Origin of the sequence: Seleniivibrio woodruffii (genome assembly GCF_029267515.1) — a bacterium.
In the GTDB taxonomy this organism is placed as follows: domain Bacteria; phylum Chrysiogenota; class Deferribacteres; order Deferribacterales; family Geovibrionaceae; genus Seleniivibrio; species Seleniivibrio woodruffii_A.
Genome location: NZ_JAJUIS010000005.1, coordinates 124,051 through 144,055, shown reverse-complemented (window position 1 = coordinate 144,055; position 20,005 = coordinate 124,051). Strand labels below are relative to the sequence as shown.

Sequence of the window (20,005 nt, the reverse complement as noted above, 5' to 3'; positions counted from 1 at the left end):
AATGCACGTTGAGCAGAGCAACCTGATAAACTATTTTTCAACCGTTTCGTATAAGGTTATGGGTGTGCATCACCACACCAAAGGGGCGGGATGTTCCCACACACAGATGAGCGCACCGTTTCCGGTGTTCGTTTTTCCGCTGGCTGGCAAGGCGCGGTTCACCTTTAACGGCACGCCGTACATAATCTCACCAGGTACGGTGGTTCACGGCGGGGCGAACATGACCCTTGACAAGCTGGTGCTGGGGAAAAGCAGGTGGGAATATATAATCGTTTTTTATGAAGCTGTTACGTCTGAACCTGAGAATATGCGTATGGGTGACATGCACTTTGAGATTTCAACGGGCAACAGCCCGCGGCTGACGGAGCTACTCTGGAGGCTGTGGCGGGCGTATACCCATCCCGATACATTGTCGGTGTTCCGGTCGGAGATGCTTTTCCGGTGTGTGCTGGAGGAAATGTTCGTCTGTGCCGGAGGACGGCAGAACTGTGACGCAAAGGAGCTTTTCGGCAGTGTTTCCCAGTATATACACGAGCATTACACCGACCCGCTGTCAGTGCGCGAGCTTGCTGAACAGTTCGGTGTCAATGAGAACAGACTTTTCTATATATTCAGTAAATTTGCAGGAGTGGGACCGGGTGACTATCTGAACACATACAGGCTGAACAGGGCGCGTGATATGCTTATCACCAGCGATGCGAACGTAAGCGAGATAGCAGGCAGTGCCGGATATACCGACCCGCTGTATTTCAGCCGGATGTTCAGAAAACGCTTCGGAGCGTCGCCAAGCGCCATAAGGGAGCGTTTCAGAAACGACGGCGGATGTTCGCTGCTGCGCACCACTGGCTGAGTTATTTTGCAGTGAGCTTGTCGATATTGTCTATTGCAAGCAGATAGTTAAGCTCTGCACCGATGCTTTCCGCCCGCGCCTTTTCAACATACGCCTGCGCCTTAGCGTATGCCGCCTCGCTTATAACTCCAGCGGCGTATCTGTCCGCGTTTATCCTGAGTTGCTCCTCGCTTAGTTTCAACGCTTCCCCCGCAACTTCCGTCATCTGCTCAGTCTGCCGTATCCTGTTATATGCCTTTATGATGTCAGCTTTCGTCTGTTCCCGCACCCTCAGAAGATTCTGGGATGCCTGAGCCGCCTGAGAATCGCGTGATATTTTGTTCCCGCGCTTTTTACCCCAGTCAAGAATATTCCAGTCCATTTTCACCCCGACCACGGTTATGTTGTCGTTAAGGTATGAAACGCCGTCTGTATATATGTCCGCCGCAAACAGGGTAACGTCGGGTATGTATTCGTAAACCGCGGCTTTCTGCCCGTGGCGCGCTTTTGCCAGAGTCTCTTTCGCCGCCAGCACGTCGGGGTTGGAAGCCGCAGCCATGTCCATGTATTCCCTACGGCTGGCTGTCTCTGCGAACTCCTGAGTTACTTCCGATGGAACAATAAAGGTGCCCGCTGGCTGTCCTGTCAGGGTGTTGAGGTCTGCGTTATAGTTTTCATAACTGTTCTGCGCCGCCATCAGGTTTTGTCTGCTTTGCAGAAGCGCCGCCCGTGCCTCAATGACCGCAACATCGAGGACACTGCCGGAATTCACTCCATCCTGCGCCTCTTTCAGGGCGAGCTGTGCGGCGTTCTGTCCTGCCTGTGCCGCAGATTTCTGTGCGTCTGCTATAAGAAGTCCGTAATAGAGGTTTTTCACCGCATAAGCTATCTCGCTGCGGGCTTTTTTCATATCGGCTTCTGATATTTTTTTGTCTGCGTTCGCTGCGCCGACGTTCTCTTTTATCCTGAGAAGCTGGGTGAGCGGCTGTGCGATTATGCCATATGCCATTGCAGTGCCGCCGGATGAGTCTATGTCATAGTCAGATGCTGGAAGTGAGAAACCAGCCACGGAACCAAGGTCGCCTGCTGGAATGACCGCCAGATTGTCCTGAAGCGTGTCTGTGTACGAACCGGATATCCTCACCTGCGGAAAGTAATCCGCCTGCGCGCCTGTCAACTTGCCCTCCGCCTCATCTATTCGAGCCTTGGCTATCTTTATCACGCGGCTGTTTTCCATTGCCGCTGCCAGCGCCTGTTCCAGTGTCATATTTATAGTTTCCGCGTGTGCGGCGGGTGCCAGCAGGAAGAGGGCGATTACGGCAGCCGTGATATTTTTTGATTTCTTAGTCATAACAATGACATAAAGCACGGGCACCACAAGCAGTGTGAAGAACATGGAGAATATCAGCCCCACAGCCATAACGCTTGCAAGGGGACTCCACAGGGTCGATCCGGAGAGTATCATGGGAATAACTCCAACCGCTGCCGCCATCGTCGTAAGGAAGATGGGGCGCAGTCTGCGCTGTCCCGCCTCCATAGCTGCAAGCTCGATGGGGTGCCCCTCCGCAATCCGGTCTTTTATGTAGTCCACCAGTATGATGGAGTTTCTGACCACTATGCCGCTCAGGCTTATCACACCCATAAAGGCGGTGAAGCCGAACGGGTTGCCCGTTATGAAAAGCCCCGCCATTGCACCAAGGATGGAGAGAGGTATCGACGACATTACTATAAGCGGTTCGCTGAAATTGCGGAACTGCACCAGCATTACGATGAATATTGCAAGAAGGCTTATGCCCAGCGCCTTTATCATCTGCGGCATGGTCTCCTCCTGATTGGAGTTTTCGCCGCCGTAGCTTATTTTATAGCCTTCCGGCAGGTTGAGCCGCTCTATTTCAGGTCGGATTTCGTTCAGCATCTCCGAGGCATAGTGCCCCTTCCTGATGAACGCGTTGATTGTTATGGTGCGCACGCCGTTGCGCCGCACAAGACGGCTTGTCTGCCATTCGGGTCTGATGTCGGCAAACGCCTTAACGGCTATCCCTTTGCCCGTAACGGAGGACGCAACGTATGAATCGCTGATATCGCCGAAGGATTTGCGTTTGTCCTCCGGCAGCCTGAATATTATGGGGATGGTTCTGTCGCCCTCGTGGTAGATGCTGATTATCTGCCCGTCCAGAGCGGCATCCAGAGTACCGGATACGCCGTAGTTCGTAACACCGAGGCGGTTTGCAAGCTCGTTGTTCACCTGCACGTCAGCCATACCTGAATCGTTGAAATAGTTGGTGTATATGTCTCTGCTGTATGGAACTTTGCGCATTATTTCAGAAACGTCCTCTGCGGTTTTCTTGAGTGTCGGCAGGTCATAGCCTGAGATACGCACCTCTATAGGTGCCTCCATCTGCTGTCCCTGCTGCAGTTCCTTCACCAGCACGAGCGCTTCGGGTATCTCCCTGTCAAGCTCGCCGCTCAGACTGCCAACCAGTTTCTTTGTGGCTTCCACCGATTCGGTGTTTACGATTATCTGAGCATAAGCTGTGTCCGGCTGCTGGGGGTTTACGTTATAGTAGAAACGCGGCGCGCTCTGCCCTATGAACGAAGCGTAATGCTTAACGCCCGACGTGTCTTTAAGGATATTTTCGATGCTGGCAACGGCTTCGTCGGTGCTGTCGGTTTTGGTGCCCTGCGGCATCCACACGTCTATGGTGAACTGATTGCGTTCCGCGGACGGGAAGAACTCCTGCGGGATGTGCATGTAGAGGTAAAGCCCGCAGGCAAATGAGACTATGCCGATGGTTATGGCTAATGATTTATAGCGCATGAAAAAGCGCATGTTCTGACCGTACATGGACTGTAAGGAGTCCAGAAGGCTGAATTTTTTCTCTTTGGTTTCAGAGTGCAGTCCCTTTTTGATGAAGAAACGGCAGATTATTGGGGTGAGCATGGTCGCCACGATGAAAGACGTTGTGAGAGCTATGGTTACGGTGAGCGGCAACGCCTGTATGAACTCGCCCACGGAACCTGTCAGAATCAGCATCGGCAGGAACGCGCAGATGATGGTTACGGTGGCTGTCAGAACGGGAATCAGCACCTCGCCGACAGCGCGCCAGCCCACCTCTTCCCCCGTCACCTTTCTGTCTAGCAGATCGACGTAGTTGTCGGCTATCACTATGGCGTCGTCAACCACTATGCCCAGCACAAGGATAAGGGACGCGATGGACACCTGATGGAGCGCTATGTCGAAGAAGTTCATCATCGCAATTGTTGTCAGCAGTGTTACAGGTATGGCAAGAGCCGCTATAAGGGCGACTCTGATTGGGAGAAGTATTATTGTTACGATTATTACTGAGGCTATCGCCAGAAGAAATTCGTGAGTGAGGGACTCCATCCTGTCGGAAACCACCTGCGGCTGGTCGGCTATGAGATCCAGCTTTATGTCTGGGGGGAGGATTCTGTTCAGCCTGTCGAACACACCCGAAAGGCTTTCGCCCAGCTTCACGATGTTGTTGCCCTTCTGCATCTCAACGGAGATTATCACACAGGGCTTCCCGTCGTAGCGCACCTTAAAATCAGAATCTTCGTAGGTTCTCGTAACGTCGGCTATGTCTCTGACATAAAGAGGCTGACCTGTCGGGGACACGTTTATCAGCGTATTGCGTATGTCGTCAAGGGATGCGTATTCGCCGTTTGTCTTAACGGGTACGGATGTTGTGTCAGTGTCCAGAGTGCCTGCCGCGCCTGTTACGTTGTGCGCCTGCACCGTTTGAATCATGGCGGAGGGCGTAACTGAGAATTGCGCCATCCGTTTCAGGTCGCCAGTGATGCGTATCTGTTCCTCTTTGTCGCCGTAAAGCGCCAGCTTGCCCACTTCCCGCACTGTGCGCATCTCGTCCTGAATCCTGTCGGCATAGTCTTTAAGCTGTGCGTATGTGTAGTTTTCGCCGTGGACTGCAATGAGCATCGCCACAGTGTCGCCGAAATCCGACACCACCATAACCCCGCGCACCCCGCGCGGAAGCTCCGTGAAAGCGGCTTCGTTCATCTCGTGGCGGAGTTCCGCCCAGAACAGGTCTGCGTTTTTAACGCTGTCCTCCAGTTCCACGTTGATTATGACAATGCCGGGGCGGCTGGTGGAATAGGTCTTAGCCTTGTAGACCTCCTGATATTTGAAGATGTGCTTTTCAAGCACCTTCGTAACCTGCTTTTCAACCTCTTCGGTGGTTGCGCCGGGGTATGACGCTATTACAAGTCCGGTGCGGATAGTGATGGACGGGTCTTCGGTCTTTGGCATGGTAAAGAACGCATACAATCCGGTGCAGAGCAGCAGAAACGCCATGAAAAGCGCGACTGATGGGTATTTCAGCGATGATTTTACGAGGTTCATGACAAACCTCTATTTAACAGGGCTGACATCCAGCCCGTCGGCAAGTTTGTTTTGTCCGGCGATTACAATAAGCTCGTTACCTTTAAGACCTGATTTTATGACAGCCTCCTGTCCGTATACCGAGCCTGTTTCCACCTGCTTTGAATACGCCTTCTTTTTGTCAGGATAATAGACGTAGACAATGGCTGCGCCCTGCGGGTCGCGCAGGACAGCGTTAAGAGGCACCGTCATTGCTTTGAACGGCTGTTTCGTATCTATCGTGATCTCAGCCACCATCCCCAGACGCAGTATTTTGTCGGGGTTGGGCACTGTGATTCTCGTCATATAGGTTCTGGTGGCGGGATCCGCGGAAACGTTTATCACGCGGACTGTTCCGCTGAATTTTTTATCGGCAAGTGCAGGAACTGAAACCTGAGCCGCCTGACCAACGGATGCAAAACGGATATCCGTTTCAGCTATACCTGCGTTCACTTCAACAGGATCCAGAGGCGATATCTCAAACACGGGATAGCCCGCCTGTATGGTTTCCCCCGCTTCGCAGAGGCGCTTTGTCACAAACCCGCTTACAGGGGCTTTAAGCACAGTGTCGTTCAGCGCCTTCCGTGCGATGCTGACATATGCCATAGCCTGTTCATATCCGGCTTTCGCCTGTGCCTTGTCCTCAGGCTGTGCGCCTGTTTTCGCCATATCATACTGCTGCTTTGCCGATTCATATGCCGCCTGAAACTTTTCAAAGTCGTTGGGTGCTAGGCTCTTGTTGTCATAAAGCATTTTCATCCGGCTGTACTCGTCAGCAGCTCTGTCATATGCTATCTTCGCCTGTGCAAGCTGCTCGGCGCGTGCCGGGGATTTTGCTTTCATATATGCCGCCTGTGCCATGTCGGCGGCGGCGTTCGCCTTGTCCAGACTGCTTTTGTAATCTGCCGCCTCAAGCTCCGCCAGAACCTGCCCAGCCCGAACGTAGTCACCCTCTCTGGGAATAGCCTTAATCACCCGTCCGCTCACCATGAACGATACCTTTGAAGGGTTATCCTGTGAGGTTATCACACCGGATGCGCTAATTTTGTATGTATCGTCAACTTGCTTTACTGGTGAAACTCTTACAGACAGCGGTTTGCGGGTCTCCTGTTTCTTTTCGCCGCCGCAGGCAGCCAGAGAAAGTATTGACAAAATAAGTAAAATATTTCTGAAAAATTTCATGTTCCGCTCCAGCCAGGCTCCGTGATAATCGCTACTATAACTAGGTTAGTATGTAAATTATAATGCGTCAACAGGGCTTAAAATGATTTTTAATCGACGGCGGGAAGGATAATTTCGAAATCAGCGCCCAGAGGCGTGTTGCTTACGGTTATGGTGCCGTTCATATGGTTGTGGATTATGAGTTTCGCCAGATAAAGCCCAAGTCCTGTGCCTTTTCCGTCGGTTTTCGTGGTGAAATACGGGTTGAAGACATGCGGTTTAATCTCTTCGTCTATGCCTCCGCCTGTGTCTTCGATATTTATGGTGACGAGGTTCTTTGCTCTTTTTATCCTGATATGTATGAAGCCTTCGCGGTTTTTGCCCTCTTTCAGCCGCTCCTCAATTGCATAGATCGAGTTATACACCAGATTGGTGATAACCTGTTTAAATTCGCCTCTGTACCCCTTCACAACGGTTTCGGCGTTGACGGATCTCGGTATCTCCCCGATGCTCACGCTGTCCAGCTTTTTTGTTGGACTGACATACGAAACGTAAGGCTTTATGCCCTTTGCCAGCATCTGAATTTCCACCAGCCGGAGAAGTGCGATTATCTCATTGCTAGCGTCGAATTCGCTCTCTTTGTCGTCCGGTTTGAAGAAGGTGCGGAAATCGTCGATGGTGGATGAGAGATAGTCCAGTGTGCCCAGTTGTTTCTCTTCAAACTCGTCCACGTCGTCGGCTGTAAGGGTTTTGTCGCGGTAGCAGTCGGCGAGATTCTGGGTCATAAGCCCTATGATGTTCAGCGGCTGCCGCCACTGGTGGGCTATGGCGTTTATCATCATCCCCATGTCCGCAAGTTTCTTCTGTTCAAAGATAATCTCCTGCTGCTTGCGGATTACTGCGACCTCTTCCTCGACACGGGTTCTCAGTCTGCTGTTCAGCTCTTTCAGCTCGTTTTCCAGCTTTTTTATGCGTGTTATGTCCTTTGAAACGTTCAGCAGAACCTTTCTGCCTCTGTATTCCTGAATACTGGCGGACATTATACCGTGTACTATGGAACCGTCTCTGCGGACAAAGTCCGCCTCGTGGTTGTGGCAGAAACCGTATTTTTTAACGGCATCAATGAGCTGTTTTCTGTCTTCGGGATTTTTCCAGATATTAAGCTCTATGGACGATTTTCCCACCACGTCTTCGGTGCTGTAGCCCATTATCTTTGAAAAGCCTTCGTTCACCTGAATATATATTCCGGTCTCTATGTCGTTAAGGTTTATGGCGTCCTGACTGGTGCGGAAAGCGTTTATGAACATCTCTTCGTTGTGGCGCGCCAACTCTTTGGAGCGTTCCAGTTCATCTATCTTTTTTGACAGTGCGGCGGTTTTTTCGTCAACGGCTTTCATGAGGTCTTTTTCAAGCTGAACCTTCTGGGTGATGTCGAAAACGTAGTTAATGGAGAAGCCGACGCCGTCGATGACGTGATATCCGTGTATGACCTCAACATCAACCAGGGAGCCGTCCTTTTTTCTGTGCTGAGTTATGAACCTGTTGACCATGTTCTTGCGGAGAAAGCAGGAAATCTCGTCAACCTCCCTGTCGCTTTTCGCCGCGTCGATGAAGCTGATGTGTTTTCCGACGAGCTCCTCTTCCGTATACCCAAGATAAATTTCGGTTGCGTTGTTGATTTTAAAGATAAGGCTGTCCGCATCTATCCATAAGACAGGCAGATAAGGGTTGGATTGCAGAGCTTCAAAATAAAGTTTCCGGAATTGATCGCTGTTTTCTATTCTGTTTTTCACAAATCACTCTGCTGAGGTTGATATATGTCATAGTATAACATAATAAGTGCCGCCACAACAGAACGATTCAGATTTTATGTATAACGGACTTCTTTGCAGGGAAAATGCTGTGCAGGACTGCCGCTTTCCGCGGAGTAACCCCGTTTTCAGTATCTGCGATGTATCTTTCGAACCAGAGCGCGTATACCTTGCTCTTTCCCTCGTGTATTTTTCGGCATGACGTATCAGCATATCTTCTGCAAAGTTCCGCCAGTGTGGGCATTTTTGCATATTCTTCCGCAACCTCTTTCCCCGCGCTTTCAATTATTTCTTTGCAGTCGCCTGAAAGCAGTTTTTCAGTGTTTTTGGTATCCATATAGAGGAAAAAACCTATCTTTTCAGGGTTTTGCTCTGTTGAACCGCAAAGCTGACTTGCCCACTGCCTTTCTGAAAGGAGCATGTCCGGCATCATATATCTCATTACGTTTTCGGGGATACATTTTACGTCGTTTTCATCCAGACGTACATTTTCCATGTCCATTGCGTTTCCGCGGAAATGCAGTGGATAGATACTACGCCGGAACGGTACTCCGATATCGTCCAGAACACGGCAGAGTCCGTCCATTGATTGCATGTTCTCTTTTGTGATGAATATCCGCTGTTCGACGCTGAGTCCAAGGATGAACGCGGCTCTCTGTGCGCCAAGCAGATACTGAAAATCCCCTTTCCGCCTGTTCATGGCATCGTGGTGCTGTTCTGTGCCGCCCATGGAGAATATCACTTTTTTAAGCCCCATCTCTTGCCGCTCTGCCAGCCAAATGCGCATTTCGTCCTCTGTTCTCATGCGCATTCCGCCCATAAGGAGGCTGTCGGAGAATTTTCCACAGAGAGACGACAGCTCAAGATATTTTTTATACTGTTCAAGGGTAAGGTCAAAGTTGCCGGCAAGCTCAAACCCGATGCGCATATCGTTCTCATTTCCCCACCTGACGTATCTTTCAACTGTTTTTACATATGTGTCCCAGTTCAGAAGCGGCTGCGACTGTTCCCCCTGCAAACAGTAGCGGCAGCGGTGGGCGCATTTTGTTACTCTTCCCCATATATTGACTTTTTCAACTTTAATCATTTTTTCCCCTCTTTCTGCATGATAGACCCCGTCCAGCAGCCTCGTCAACACTCCGTCTTTGTGCAATATCGCAGCAATAATGCAACAGACTGGGAGAACTTTGTAATATTTACAATGGAAAATAACGTATTATTCGATTAACCTTTTTTTGTTGAATATTCTATATAATACATATATCTTGTTGGTTGAATGAAAACAGGATGTGCGAAATGTTCTCTATGAAGACGGTATACGGGCTGAAAGCATTGCAGTTTATGGCATCAAGGGGTGCCAGCGAGTATCTGCTTATCTCTGAGATTGCCGAACACGGGAAGATACCTAAAAAATTCCTTGAAACAATTCTTCTGACGCTGAAAAACGAAGGACTGCTCACCAGCAAGATAGGCAAGGGCGGCGGATATCAGCTTGCGTTTCCGCCTTCGTCCATAACCATGGAGCGTGTGGTTTCCGCGCTCGAAGGTCCTCTGGCTCTTGTGCCGTGCGTTTATGAAGAGACAGGCTCGAAATGCGAATACTGCGACGACAGTTCCGTGTGCGGGGTGCGGCTGATTATGACGGGTCTCACAGAAGAGTTTACGCTGTCTCTGCGCAGCAGAACCCTTCAGGATATGCAGACCATGACCGAGGAAGCAATACAGAATTCCAAAGGTCTGATAAACTACACTATTTAATTGATTTCAGAAACGCTTTCAGATACTTCATGCTGTCGGCGTCTTTAACCGATACCCAATAGTTTCCTGTGTCCTTCATGAAGTAATAGTTGTCCATACCCATGCCCTGAACCTTCGTAATGTTCATGCCGTCCACCTTCATCTTTTTCATGTCGCTGAAAACCTTGCTCTGGGGCATCTTAACGTCCATGTCTTTGTAAAGCTGCTGTGCTTTCAGGTTGTTTTCTGAGAAGGAAGCCCACACATACAGGCTTCCGTCCGCGCATTTGTATTCTGCGGAATAGGCGTCTTTGGCATCTATCTGTTTTCTGTGAAGATATGCAATTTCGGTGAGTGCGGTGCGTCCGGAGCGCTCGGCGATAATGGAGCATCCGGCAACGGAGGGTATCTCCGGTTCTTTCTGTGCCGCCTGCGCCACCCATGCGCAGAGCATCATCATAACCGCAATAAAAGAAGCCTTAAATGTCATTCTGTCCCCCGTTCATGTTTTATGATGTTAAGACATATGCGGTTTTAAATAGTTCACTGAACCTTGACAGGCGTGGCGGCTGTCTATATTATCTATAAATGCTATCAAAATTCTGATATTTTTATTGGTGATCTTATGATCTATTTCGACAACAACGCAACAACGCCTCTGGCAAAAGAGGTTAAGGACGAAATGGCGTCCTGTTTCGACATATTCGGCAACCCTTCCAGCCTCCACATCGAGGGGCAGAGATCCAGACAGGTTATAGAGACTGCAAGAAGACGGGTGGCAGACTTCATCTGTGCTCGTCCGGAGGAGATTGTTTTTACCGGAAGCGGAACGGAGGCGGACAATATAGCCGTCACAGGCTATGCACTTTCCGAGCCTGAAGGCGCGTTTATTACCACCGCAATAGAACATTCAGCGGTTCTGAAGCCTGTGTGCAGGCTTGAGGAGAACGGGCGTACCGTAATAAAACTTCTGCCGGACGGCGATGGACGCATAAACGCAAAAGACGCCATGGGTGCCGTTCGCAGCATAAATAAAGGTCTTCTTACCATAATGACGGCTAACAACGAAACAGGCGTTATCCAGCCGATAAAGGAGCTTGCCGCCGTTGCAAAGGAACAGGGACTTATCGTGCATACAGACGCTGTTCAGGCTGCCGGAAAGATCCCGCTGAACGTTGACGAGCTGGGTGTGGACATGCTCAGCATCTCCGCCCATAAGTTCCACGGACCCAAAGGGATAGGCGCTCTGTACATCCGCGGCGGCGTGAAGGTATCCCCTGTCCATCTCGGCGGAACACAGGAACATGCCATGCGTCCGGGAACGGAGAACATTCTTGCCATAGCAGGGCTGGGAAAGGCTTGCGAGCTTGCCGGTCAGTACCTCTGCGACAGCAGACTGCGGGACATGTTCGAGGAGATGATTCTGGCTTCCGTACCGGATTCCTTCGTCAACGGTAAAGATGCTCTTCGCGTGCCTAACACGTCAAATATAGGTTTTAAAGGGCTTGAAAATCAGGCAATCGTTATAAATCTCGACCTTGAAAATATAGCCGCCTCAACAGGTGCCGCTTGCAGTGCCGCCAAAAAAGAGGCTTCTCACGTTCTTACAGCCATGTGCATGTCCTCTGCGGAGGCGCGCTCCTCCGTGCGCTTTTCGTTCAGCAGATACAACACCGAAGAGGAGATATTTCAGGCTGTGGCTAAAATAGGTGATGTCGTCGGTCGTATGAGGAAAAGACTTGCAAAATAAACGTGTTATAGCCGCTATGAGCGGCGGGGTGGATTCTTCCGCCGTGACTTATATGCTGGCAGAGCAGGGATACGAAATGATAGGCGTGACCATGAAACTGCGCGAATGTTCCGACACGGAGGAAAGCCCCTCCTGCTGCGGAGTTGACGGCATACTGAAAGCATCCGCCGCCTGCGCGAAGCTGGGTATACGCCACTACGTCTATGACTGCGTTAAGGATTTTGAGGAGATGATACTCAGACCAGCGTGGGACGAATATTCACAGGGCAGAACTCCAAGCCCGTGCCTGAACTGCAACGAAAAGGTCAAGTTCGGGCTGCTGATGAAGTTTGCCGACGAACTGGACGCGGACTTTATCGCCACGGGGCACTATTCGCGCACTTTTACGGATGAAAACGGCGTGACATGCCTTATGCGCGGTCTGGATGCCAATAAAGACCAGTCATATTTTCTTGCGGGACTCTCCCGCGAACAGCTCAGAAGGGTACTGTTTCCGCTTGGCGAAATGACCAAGCCGCAGGTGCGGGAGTACGCCCGTATTCATGATATCCCAAGCGCGGAAACCCCAGACAGTCAGGATGCGTGCCTTGTTGGTGCATATGGCAGTTTTTCGGAGATGCTGCGCCACAGGTTCGGCGGAACTGCTCTGAAAGGGGATGTGGTGGACGGCAAAGGTGCAAAGATTGCGCCCCATGAGGGCATCCACAGATTCACCGTGGGTCAGCGGCGCGGGCTTAATCTGAACACCCACAAGACCTATTGGGTTAAGGCTATCAGCGGAAACACAGTGACGGTCACAGACGACAGTGCGGCACTTTTTGAAAGCGGTCTGACGGCGGATGGGATGGTCACTGTTTACGAATATCCTGTCGGCGAAAGCGTCAGGTGTCAGGCACAGGTGCGCTACAGACAGAGACCTGTTGACGCTTCATATACTTATCTCGGCGATGGCAGGGGCAGGGTGGACTTTACCGAACCTGTTTCAGCAATAGCTCCCGGTCAGGCGGTGGTGCTTTTCGACGGTGAAAGGGTGCTCGGTCGCGGACGCATAATCACTTCTTTTTAATTTTTTTGGCTGCTGCTCTGAAACCGGTGTCGAAAATTATACATCGGCACGTTCCCCTATGGAGAATAGTCAGCATCTAAGCACTCCCTGTAACCCCTTTATTATATTCCTGCTTTTCTGTTAAATCTTTAATACTTAAATCTTTTTGCTGTCTTTGCTGCATCCCGTAACAGCTTGGCATGTTTAATGTTAATGTTCCGGGAGAATTCATTTCAGGAGGAGATCTAATGAAAAAGATCGTTATGACACTGTCCCTTATCCTTTGCGTTGCGGCGTTTGCTTTCGCGGCACCCCTCAGCATCACTAAGAAAACAGGAAACTACACTGTTGTTTCAGTTTTCGACAAAAATCCTGCCACAACAGGCAAGAACAAGGTGAATATCACCATCAAAGACGGCGCGAAAGCTGTTGAGGGCGCTAAGGTAGCCGTTTACTACTCCATGCCCGCAATGTCCGGTATGCCTGCAATGGACTACAAGGTGATAGCGGGAGGTAAGGGCGGCGTTTATTCCGCAGTGTTGGATCTTGGCATGTCAGGTCCGTGGAACGTTGATGTGAAATTTATTCTGCCCGGTTCAAAAGAGGTTCAGCAGACCTCTTATTCCGTCGACGCAAGATAGTTACGTATAGCGGGGGAGGTTTTGTCTCCCCTTTTTTTCCGCGGAGGAAAACATGATGATACAAGCATATCTGTTAACAATTTTCATTCTTATGGCAGGGGTGGCACAGGCTGAAACGGCGGATATTAACAGCCTTACCGAAACCGCCCTTTCAAAAAATATAAAGCTGGAATCATTGAAATACGGAGTGAGCGCTTCGGAGTCAGCCGAAAGCTATGCCGGAAGCCTGAACGACCCCATGGTCACCCTCGGCATAGTTAACGAGGGCACAAACTACACAGTCGGCAGGGAAGGGATGTCCAGATACACCGTTATGGTGAGCCAGATGTTCCCGTTCTTCGGCAAGCTGGACGCGAAACAGCTTGAGGCGAAATATAAAACTCAGGCTCTGCGCGAGAGCATACGCGCAGAAAAGCTGGAGGTTGTAAATTCCGTCATGTCACTCTACCTCGACCTTTATACCGTTCAGGAATCGAAAAAACTGCTGAACACAAAGATGAAGCTGATACAGATGACGGAGAGTTCCGCACAGGCGAAATACAGCTCCGGCATGATGGATTCAAAGGACGTTCTGATGGTTCAGCGCGAAAAATATATGGTGATTGAAGCGCTTGAGATGATGAACGAAAAAGAGCGGATGCTGAAAAGCTCCCTCGCCCATGTTACGGGCATGGATTCCGACGATTTCGGTGAATTTGCCCTTCTGCCGGAAAAAGAGATTAACCTCGACGGGCAGAACCTTTATCAGATGGCGGTGGAAAGCTCCGTCACCCTCAAAAGTATGAAGAACGAGGTCAGTGCCATGGAGGCGAACCTGAAAATGAAGGAACTGGAAAAATATCCCGACTTCACGGTCAGCCTCGGCTATGAACCAAGACCCGGATACACAATGTCCGACGTATATTCCGCAAGCATAGGTTTTAACATCCCTCTTTACTATAAAACGCGCCAGCTTCCCGCCATAAACGAGGCGAAAGCGCAGAAGCTCAAAGCGGACGCGACCTATTACAACATGCGCCACGAGCTGAGAAGCATGATAACGGAGCTTACTGCATCCTCAGACGCTTCAAAGCGCATCATGGACATCTATCAGTCAGGCATTTCAGCCAAAGCTGACCAGACGAGAGACGCGGCGCTCGCCGCATACAGGCAGGGCAGAGGTTCCGCAGCGGACGTTATCGCCGCTGTGAACACGTCCGTCGAATACAGAATGAAATATCTCGAAAAATATTCCGAGAGACAAAAGAGTCTCAGCAGGCTCAACGTGCTTACGGGAGGGAAGCTCTATGGAACGAACATCGGGGATTAAGATATACGCACTGACGCTTTTTGCGCTGTTTGCGCTGGCTCTGTCCGCTTTTGCGGACGAGTTCGACGCTTTTGACGAGCAGAAGCTCCTTGAGATAAAGCCCGCCATTCTTCAGAAAATGGGTGTGCGCCTTACAAAAGTGAAATACGGCGACAGCACAAAATCCATAAAGCTGCCTGGAATCGTGAACACTGACGAAACGTCCACTTTCACTGTAAATACGAAGTTCGGCGGCTGGATTGAACGGCTGTATCTGGACTATACGGGAAAAACCGTGGGCAGAGGCGCGAAGATAGCCGAGGTATACAGTCCTGAAATGGTTGCAGTACAGGAGGAATATCTCTCTTTTCTGCGCCATGCCAACGGACTTAAAGGACAGCAGCAGGACGCATACAGCGGCGTGTTTGCAAACGATGCGAACCAGCTTGCGGCAGGTGCGCGGGCAAGGCTTAAATATTGGGACATGAGCGAAGCGCAGATACGCGAGCTTGAGCGCACTGGAAAACCCCGCCGCACGGTTTCCGTATACAGCCCCTCGAACGGATACGTACTTGCAAAAAACGTTTCCGCAGGAATGATGGTTCAGCCTGGTATGGCACTCTTTACGCTTGCATCGACCGACCGTATGTGGGTGATAGCTGACGTTTACGAAGAGGATATGAAATTCATCCGTCAGGGCGCAACAGCGAAATTCACTCCGGCAAACCAGCCGGATACTGCGTTTGACATTCGGGCTGACTACATCTATCCGGAAATGTCCCCCAGCAGCAGAACTCTGAAAGTCCGTTTTCCGGTGAATAACCGCAAAAACATGCTTAAACCCGCCATGTACGGCGACGTGGTACTCAGCGTTAAGTCAGGGAAAGTGCTTAAAGTTGAAGAGGATGCGGTTATGGACGACGGCAGGCGCAAGATAGTTTTCGTTTCAAAGGGTGCAGGAAAATTTGAACCCCGCGTGATAGTCACCGGAGCGAAAGCCGACGGTTTCTACGAGATACGCAGGGGTCTGAAAGCCAACGACGTTGTGGCAAGGGGCGCGAACTTCCTGTTAGATTCCGAGGCGCAGCTTAAAGGTATTAAACCTGCCAAGGTGCAGTGATGATTGAGAAACTTATCGGTTTTTCCGCCAGAAACAAGTTTCTGGTGATACTGTTCATTCTGGCGGCGGTGGGTGCTGGGTTGTGGTCTGCGAAAAAGACCCCTCTGGATGCGATACCCGATCTCAGCGACGTTCAGGTCATAGTCTTTACAGAGTGGTCGGGGCGCTCCCCCGACCTTGTTGAAGACCAGATAACATACCCTATAGTAAGCAGTCTCCTTGCCGCTCCAAAGGTTAAGGTGGTGCGCGGATACTCGTTCTTCGGGTTCTCCTACGTCTATGCGATCTTCGACGACGGAACGGATATTTACTGGGCGCGCAGCAGGGTTCTGGAGAACATAAGCAAGATAAGCGGGAAACTGCCGCCGGACGTCAATCCTGCTCTGGGACCCGATGCAACGGGTGTGGGCTGGATATACCAGTATGCGCTGGTGGACAAATCCGGCAGACACGACCTCAGCGAACTGCGTTCATATCAGGACTGGTACCTGAAATACGCTCTGGAAGAGGTTAAGGGTGTTGCGGAGTTAGCATCCGTCGGCGGGCAGGTGAAAGAGTATCAGATAAACATAGACCCCGACAAACTGCGGGGGTACGGCATAAGCCTGAACCGGATAGTTGATGCGGTGCGCGACAGCAACCGCGACACCGGCGGACGCTCCGTTGAGCTTTCCGGACGGGATTTTATGGTGAAGGGCATCGGTTATATTAAAAATCCGGACGATATCGGCAACATAGTAATAAAGAACGACGGAATGGGCGTTCCTGTGCTGGTGAGCGACGTTGCGTCCGTTGAAACAGGACCCGCAATGCGCAGAGGTATAGCGGATTTCAACGGCGAAGGTGAAGCTGTGGGCGGCGTGGTGGTCATGCGCTACGGGGAAAACGCCCTGAATGTCATAAACAACGTCAAAGAGAAGATAGAGGCACTGAAACCGTCACTGCCGGAAGGCGTTGAGATAGTCCCCGTATACGACCGCTCAACCCTGATTGTCGATTCAATAAAGACCCTGCGCGACAAGCTGATAGAGGAAATTATCATCGTCAGCCTTGTGTGTATAGTGTTCCTGTTCCACTTCCGCTCGGCACTGGTGGCGATACTCACTCTGCCTGTGGCAATAGTGATGTCTTTCATAATGTTCCGCTGGCTGGGAATTACGTCCAACATAATGTCGCTGGGCGGTATAGCAATCGCCATCGGAGCTATGGTCGACGCGGCAATAGTTATGGTGGAGAACGCCCACAAGCAGCTTGAACATAATCCCGACGCGGACAGGAAAGAGGTTATAATCGCCGCCGCGCAGAAGGTGGGCAAGCCGCTCTTTTTCTCGCTGCTGATAATAACGGTTTCGTTCCTTCCCGTCTTCGCTCTGGAGGCGCAGGAGGGCAGGCTGTTCAAGCCGCTTGCCTACACCAAGACCTTTTCAATGATGTTTGCATCCATCCTGTCGGTTACGCTTGTTCCGGCGCTGATGGTGATATTCATAAAAGGAAAGATACGCCACGAACAGGACAACCCCATAACAAAGGCACTGGTTTTCCTGTATAACCCGTTCGTTCAGTTCGCGCTTAAATACAGGTATCTTGTGATGGCGCTGGCTGTTATTTCCATGGTCGCAACCTATCCCGTGGTAAGAAAACTCGGTTCGGAGTTCATGCCTGTGCTGAACGAGGGTACCATATTCTATATGCCCACAACTCTGCCGGGGATATCCGCATCTGAGGCGGCGAAAAGCCTGCAGGCGCAGAACGGACTGATAAAGAGCGTTCCGGAGGTTGATGCCGTATTCGGAAAGGCGGGCAACGCCACCACGGCAACAGACCCCGCCGGGCTTTCCATGGCGGAAACTGTCATAACCCTGAAACCCCACGACCAGTGGCGAAAGGGCATGACATTTGAAAAACTCACCGACGAGCTGAACGACAAGGTTAAGGTCGCAGGATGGGTCAACTCGTGGACCATGCCCATTAAGGCGCGTATCGACATGCTCTCAACGGGTATCAAAACACCTGTGGGAATAAAGGTTTTCGGTGCAGACCCTGCCGAACTCCAGAAGATAGGGCAACAGCTTGAAAGCTCTCTTATGAACGTGGACGGTACCCGAAGCGTCTATTCCGAGCGGACTGACGGCGGTTACTATCTTTACATAGAGCCGGATATGTTCAGAATGTCCAGATACGGAATCACCGTTGAGGACGTGAACATGGTGATAGAATCAGCTATAGGCGGTATGCCCGTGACAAAAACAGTCGAAGGCAGAGAGCGTTACCCCGTCGCAGTGCGCTATAAGAAGGCGTTCCGCAACGACGTTGAGTCCATAAAGAACGTTCTGGTGCCAGTCGGCGGCATGAACGGACAGGCAAACTACATTCCGCTTGGCGATGTTGCCGACGTATACCTGAAGTCCGGTCCCGACATGCTGAAAGAGGAGAACGGAATGCTGGTTTCATACGTTTATGTCGATCTGAAACAGGGCGTTGACGTGGGAAGCTATGTCAAACGAGCCATGGAACAGACGGACAAAACGATAAAACTGCCGCAGGGCTACACCCTGAGATGGAGCGGCGAATACGAATCCATGCAGAGGGTAAAGGAGAAGCTGAAACTCGCGGTACCCCTTACGCTTGGACTGATATTCATGCTGCTGTATCTGAACTTCCGTTCGGTGACAAAAACGGCAATAGTCATGCTTTCGGTGCCGTTCGCGCTGGTGGGCGGATTTTTATACCTCTATTTTCTGGGGTACAATATGTCCGTGGCGGTCTGGGTGGGGCTGATAGCCCTTGCCGGAGTCGCCGCCGAGACGGGGGTTGTTATGATAGTTTATCTGGACGAAGCGTATGACGAATGGACTGCGCGCGGGCAGATGAACAACGACGAAGACCTTAAAGCCGCAGTGGTTTACGGCGCGGTGCAGAGGGTGCGTCCAAAGGTCATGACCGTTGCAACACTTATCATTGGTCTGGTGCCTATCATGTGGGCAACTGGAAGCGGCGCGGACGTTATGAAGCGCATAGCCGCTCCAATGATAGGAGGTATGGTTACTTCCACTATACTCACCCTTGTGATAATACCTGCTCTATATTTCTCATGGAAAAAGTGGGAAATTAAAAAGCGCACAGTATAAATAATTTGCCCCTTTTGCATCCGCAGAAGGGGCTTTTTCATTAAAATATCCTGTTGACATACGCCCTTCGCGGTAATATTATCCAATTAATCTAGTAAATCGATAGGTAATATGATAAATAGAGGAGAGGATATTATGGCAAGGATAGCAAACACACTGACAGACCTTATAGGAAACACACCGCTGCTTAAAATCAACAGAGCAGCAGAGGGTGCGGGAGCAGAGATTGTTGCTAAGGTGGAATCATTCAACCCCGGCGGAAGCGTTAAAGACCGTATCGGATTCGCGATGATTGAAGACGCAGAGAAGAAAGGACTTATCACCAAGGACACGGTTATCATTGAACCCACCAGCGGAAATACGGGTATCGCGCTGGCGCTGGTTTCTGCCGCACGCGGCTACAGACTTATCCTGACAATGCCCGAAACCATGAGCGTCGAACGCCGTTCACTGCTGAAAGCATACGGCGCTGAGATAGTTCTCACCCCCGGCGCGCTCGGTATGAAAGGTGCAGTGCAAAAGGCGGAGGAGCTTGCTGCGGAAACACCCAATTCGTTCGTTCCCCAGCAGTTCAACAACCTTGCAAACCCCGCAATCCACAGAGCCACCACGGCGGAAGAGATTTGGAGAGATACCGACGGTAAGGTTGACATAGTTGTGGGCGGCGTGGGCACAGGCGGAACCATCACAGGTATCGGTCAGGTGCTTAAAGAGCGCAGACCGGAGCTTCAGGTTATCGCCGTTGAACCTGTGGAATCACCCGTACTTTCCGGCGGAAACCCCGGTCCCCACAAAATTCAGGGTATCGGTGCCGGATTTGTTCCCGGTGTGCTGGACAGAAACGTGATATCTGAAATTTATCAGGTGCAGAGCGAGGAAGCACTGGCAGCCGCACGCAAACTGGCAAAAGAGGACGGGCTTCTGGTTGGTATATCATCCGGCGCGGCATTCCATGCTGCATACGAAATTTCAAAAAGACCCGAAAACAAAGGCAAGCTGATAGTGGTTATCCTGCCCGACACCGGAGAGAGATACCTTTCAACAGTTCTTTTCAGCGAACCTACGGCGTAAAATCAACAGGGGAGAGGTTTTTTAT

General features: G+C 50.9%; 14 protein-coding genes. 9 read left to right on the top strand and 5 right to left on the bottom strand.

Features of this window, described 5'->3' with window-relative positions:
* The first annotated feature begins 1 nt into the window (after position 1).
* Complete coding sequence (locus Q7P67_RS07130; RefSeq protein ID WP_303851270.1) at positions 2-850, top strand: AraC family transcriptional regulator; 849 nt, start codon at positions 2-4, stop codon at positions 848-850.
* Position 851: 1 nt separating this feature from the next.
* Here Q7P67_RS07130 and Q7P67_RS07125 read toward each other — a convergent pair whose 3' ends face one another.
* The 4 genes from Q7P67_RS07125 to Q7P67_RS07110 all read right to left on the bottom strand — a co-directional run bounded on the left by Q7P67_RS07125 (position 852) and on the right by Q7P67_RS07110 (position 9,287).
* Positions 852-5,210: an efflux RND transporter permease subunit gene (locus Q7P67_RS07125; RefSeq protein ID WP_303851269.1), complete on the bottom strand. Its 4,359-nt coding sequence runs from the start codon at positions 5,208-5,210 to the stop codon at positions 852-854.
* 9 nt (positions 5,211-5,219) lie between these two features.
* Positions 5,220-6,410, bottom strand: a complete 1,191-nt coding sequence (locus Q7P67_RS07120) for an efflux RND transporter periplasmic adaptor subunit (protein ID WP_303851268.1) — start codon at positions 6,408-6,410, stop codon at positions 5,220-5,222.
* Positions 6,411-6,499: 89 nt separating this feature from the next.
* Entirely contained in the window at positions 6,500-8,182 is a 1,683-nt protein-coding gene (locus tag Q7P67_RS07115; protein WP_303851266.1) for a PAS domain S-box protein, read from the bottom strand.
* Positions 8,183-8,249: 67 nt separating this feature from the next.
* Positions 8,250-9,287, bottom strand: a complete 1,038-nt coding sequence (locus Q7P67_RS07110) for a hypothetical protein (RefSeq protein WP_303851265.1) — start codon at positions 9,285-9,287, stop codon at positions 8,250-8,252.
* Positions 9,288-9,496: 209 nt separating this feature from the next.
* Between Q7P67_RS07110 and Q7P67_RS07105 the strand changes: the two genes are divergently transcribed.
* Positions 9,497-9,958, top strand: a complete 462-nt coding sequence (locus tag Q7P67_RS07105) for an Rrf2 family transcriptional regulator (protein WP_303851264.1) — start codon at positions 9,497-9,499, stop codon at positions 9,956-9,958.
* Here the strand turns inward: Q7P67_RS07105 and Q7P67_RS07100 are convergent.
* Positions 9,951-10,427 (bottom strand): hypothetical protein, encoded by a 477-nt coding sequence (locus tag Q7P67_RS07100; RefSeq protein ID WP_303851263.1) that lies wholly within the window; start codon positions 10,425-10,427, stop codon positions 9,951-9,953. The two genes, Q7P67_RS07105 and Q7P67_RS07100, sit on opposite strands and share 8 nt — an antisense overlap.
* A 135-nt stretch (positions 10,428-10,562) precedes the next feature.
* Between Q7P67_RS07100 and Q7P67_RS07095 the strand changes: the two genes are divergently transcribed.
* The 7 genes from Q7P67_RS07095 (at position 10,563) to cysK (ending at position 19,980) form a co-directional block, all read left to right on the top strand.
* Positions 10,563-11,687 carry a cysteine desulfurase family protein gene (locus Q7P67_RS07095; RefSeq protein WP_369696008.1) on the top strand — a complete coding sequence of 375 codons (1,125 nt, stop codon included), beginning with the start codon at positions 10,563-10,565 and terminating at the stop codon, positions 11,685-11,687.
* The gene (gene mnmA, locus Q7P67_RS07090; protein WP_303851262.1) at positions 11,677-12,753 is read left to right on the top strand and encodes a tRNA 2-thiouridine(34) synthase MnmA; all 1,077 of its coding nucleotides are present in this window, start codon (positions 11,677-11,679) and stop codon (positions 12,751-12,753) included. Before Q7P67_RS07095 ends, mnmA begins: the two co-directional genes overlap by 11 nt.
* Before the next feature lie 227 nt (positions 12,754-12,980).
* Positions 12,981-13,373, top strand: coding sequence for a FixH family protein (locus Q7P67_RS07085; RefSeq protein ID WP_303851261.1), 393 nt, complete (start codon positions 12,981-12,983; stop codon positions 13,371-13,373).
* Positions 13,374-13,425: 52 nt separating this feature from the next.
* Positions 13,426-14,682 carry a TolC family protein gene (locus tag Q7P67_RS07080; RefSeq protein ID WP_303851260.1) on the top strand — a complete coding sequence of 419 codons (1,257 nt, stop codon included), beginning with the start codon at positions 13,426-13,428 and terminating at the stop codon, positions 14,680-14,682.
* Positions 14,660-15,781: an efflux RND transporter periplasmic adaptor subunit gene (locus tag Q7P67_RS07075; protein ID WP_303851259.1), complete on the top strand. Its 1,122-nt coding sequence runs from the start codon at positions 14,660-14,662 to the stop codon at positions 15,779-15,781. The genes Q7P67_RS07080 and Q7P67_RS07075 overlap by 23 nt, the downstream gene beginning before the upstream one ends.
* A complete protein-coding gene (locus Q7P67_RS07070) occupies positions 15,781-18,909 on the top strand; it encodes an efflux RND transporter permease subunit (RefSeq protein WP_303851258.1) in 3,129 nt (1,042 codons plus the stop codon). Before Q7P67_RS07075 ends, Q7P67_RS07070 begins: the two co-directional genes overlap by 1 nt.
* A gap of 135 nt (positions 18,910-19,044) precedes the next feature.
* Positions 19,045-19,980: a cysteine synthase A gene (cysK, locus tag Q7P67_RS07065; protein ID WP_303851257.1), complete on the top strand. Its 936-nt coding sequence runs from the start codon at positions 19,045-19,047 to the stop codon at positions 19,978-19,980.
* The last annotated feature ends 25 nt before the right edge of the window (positions 19,981-20,005 follow it).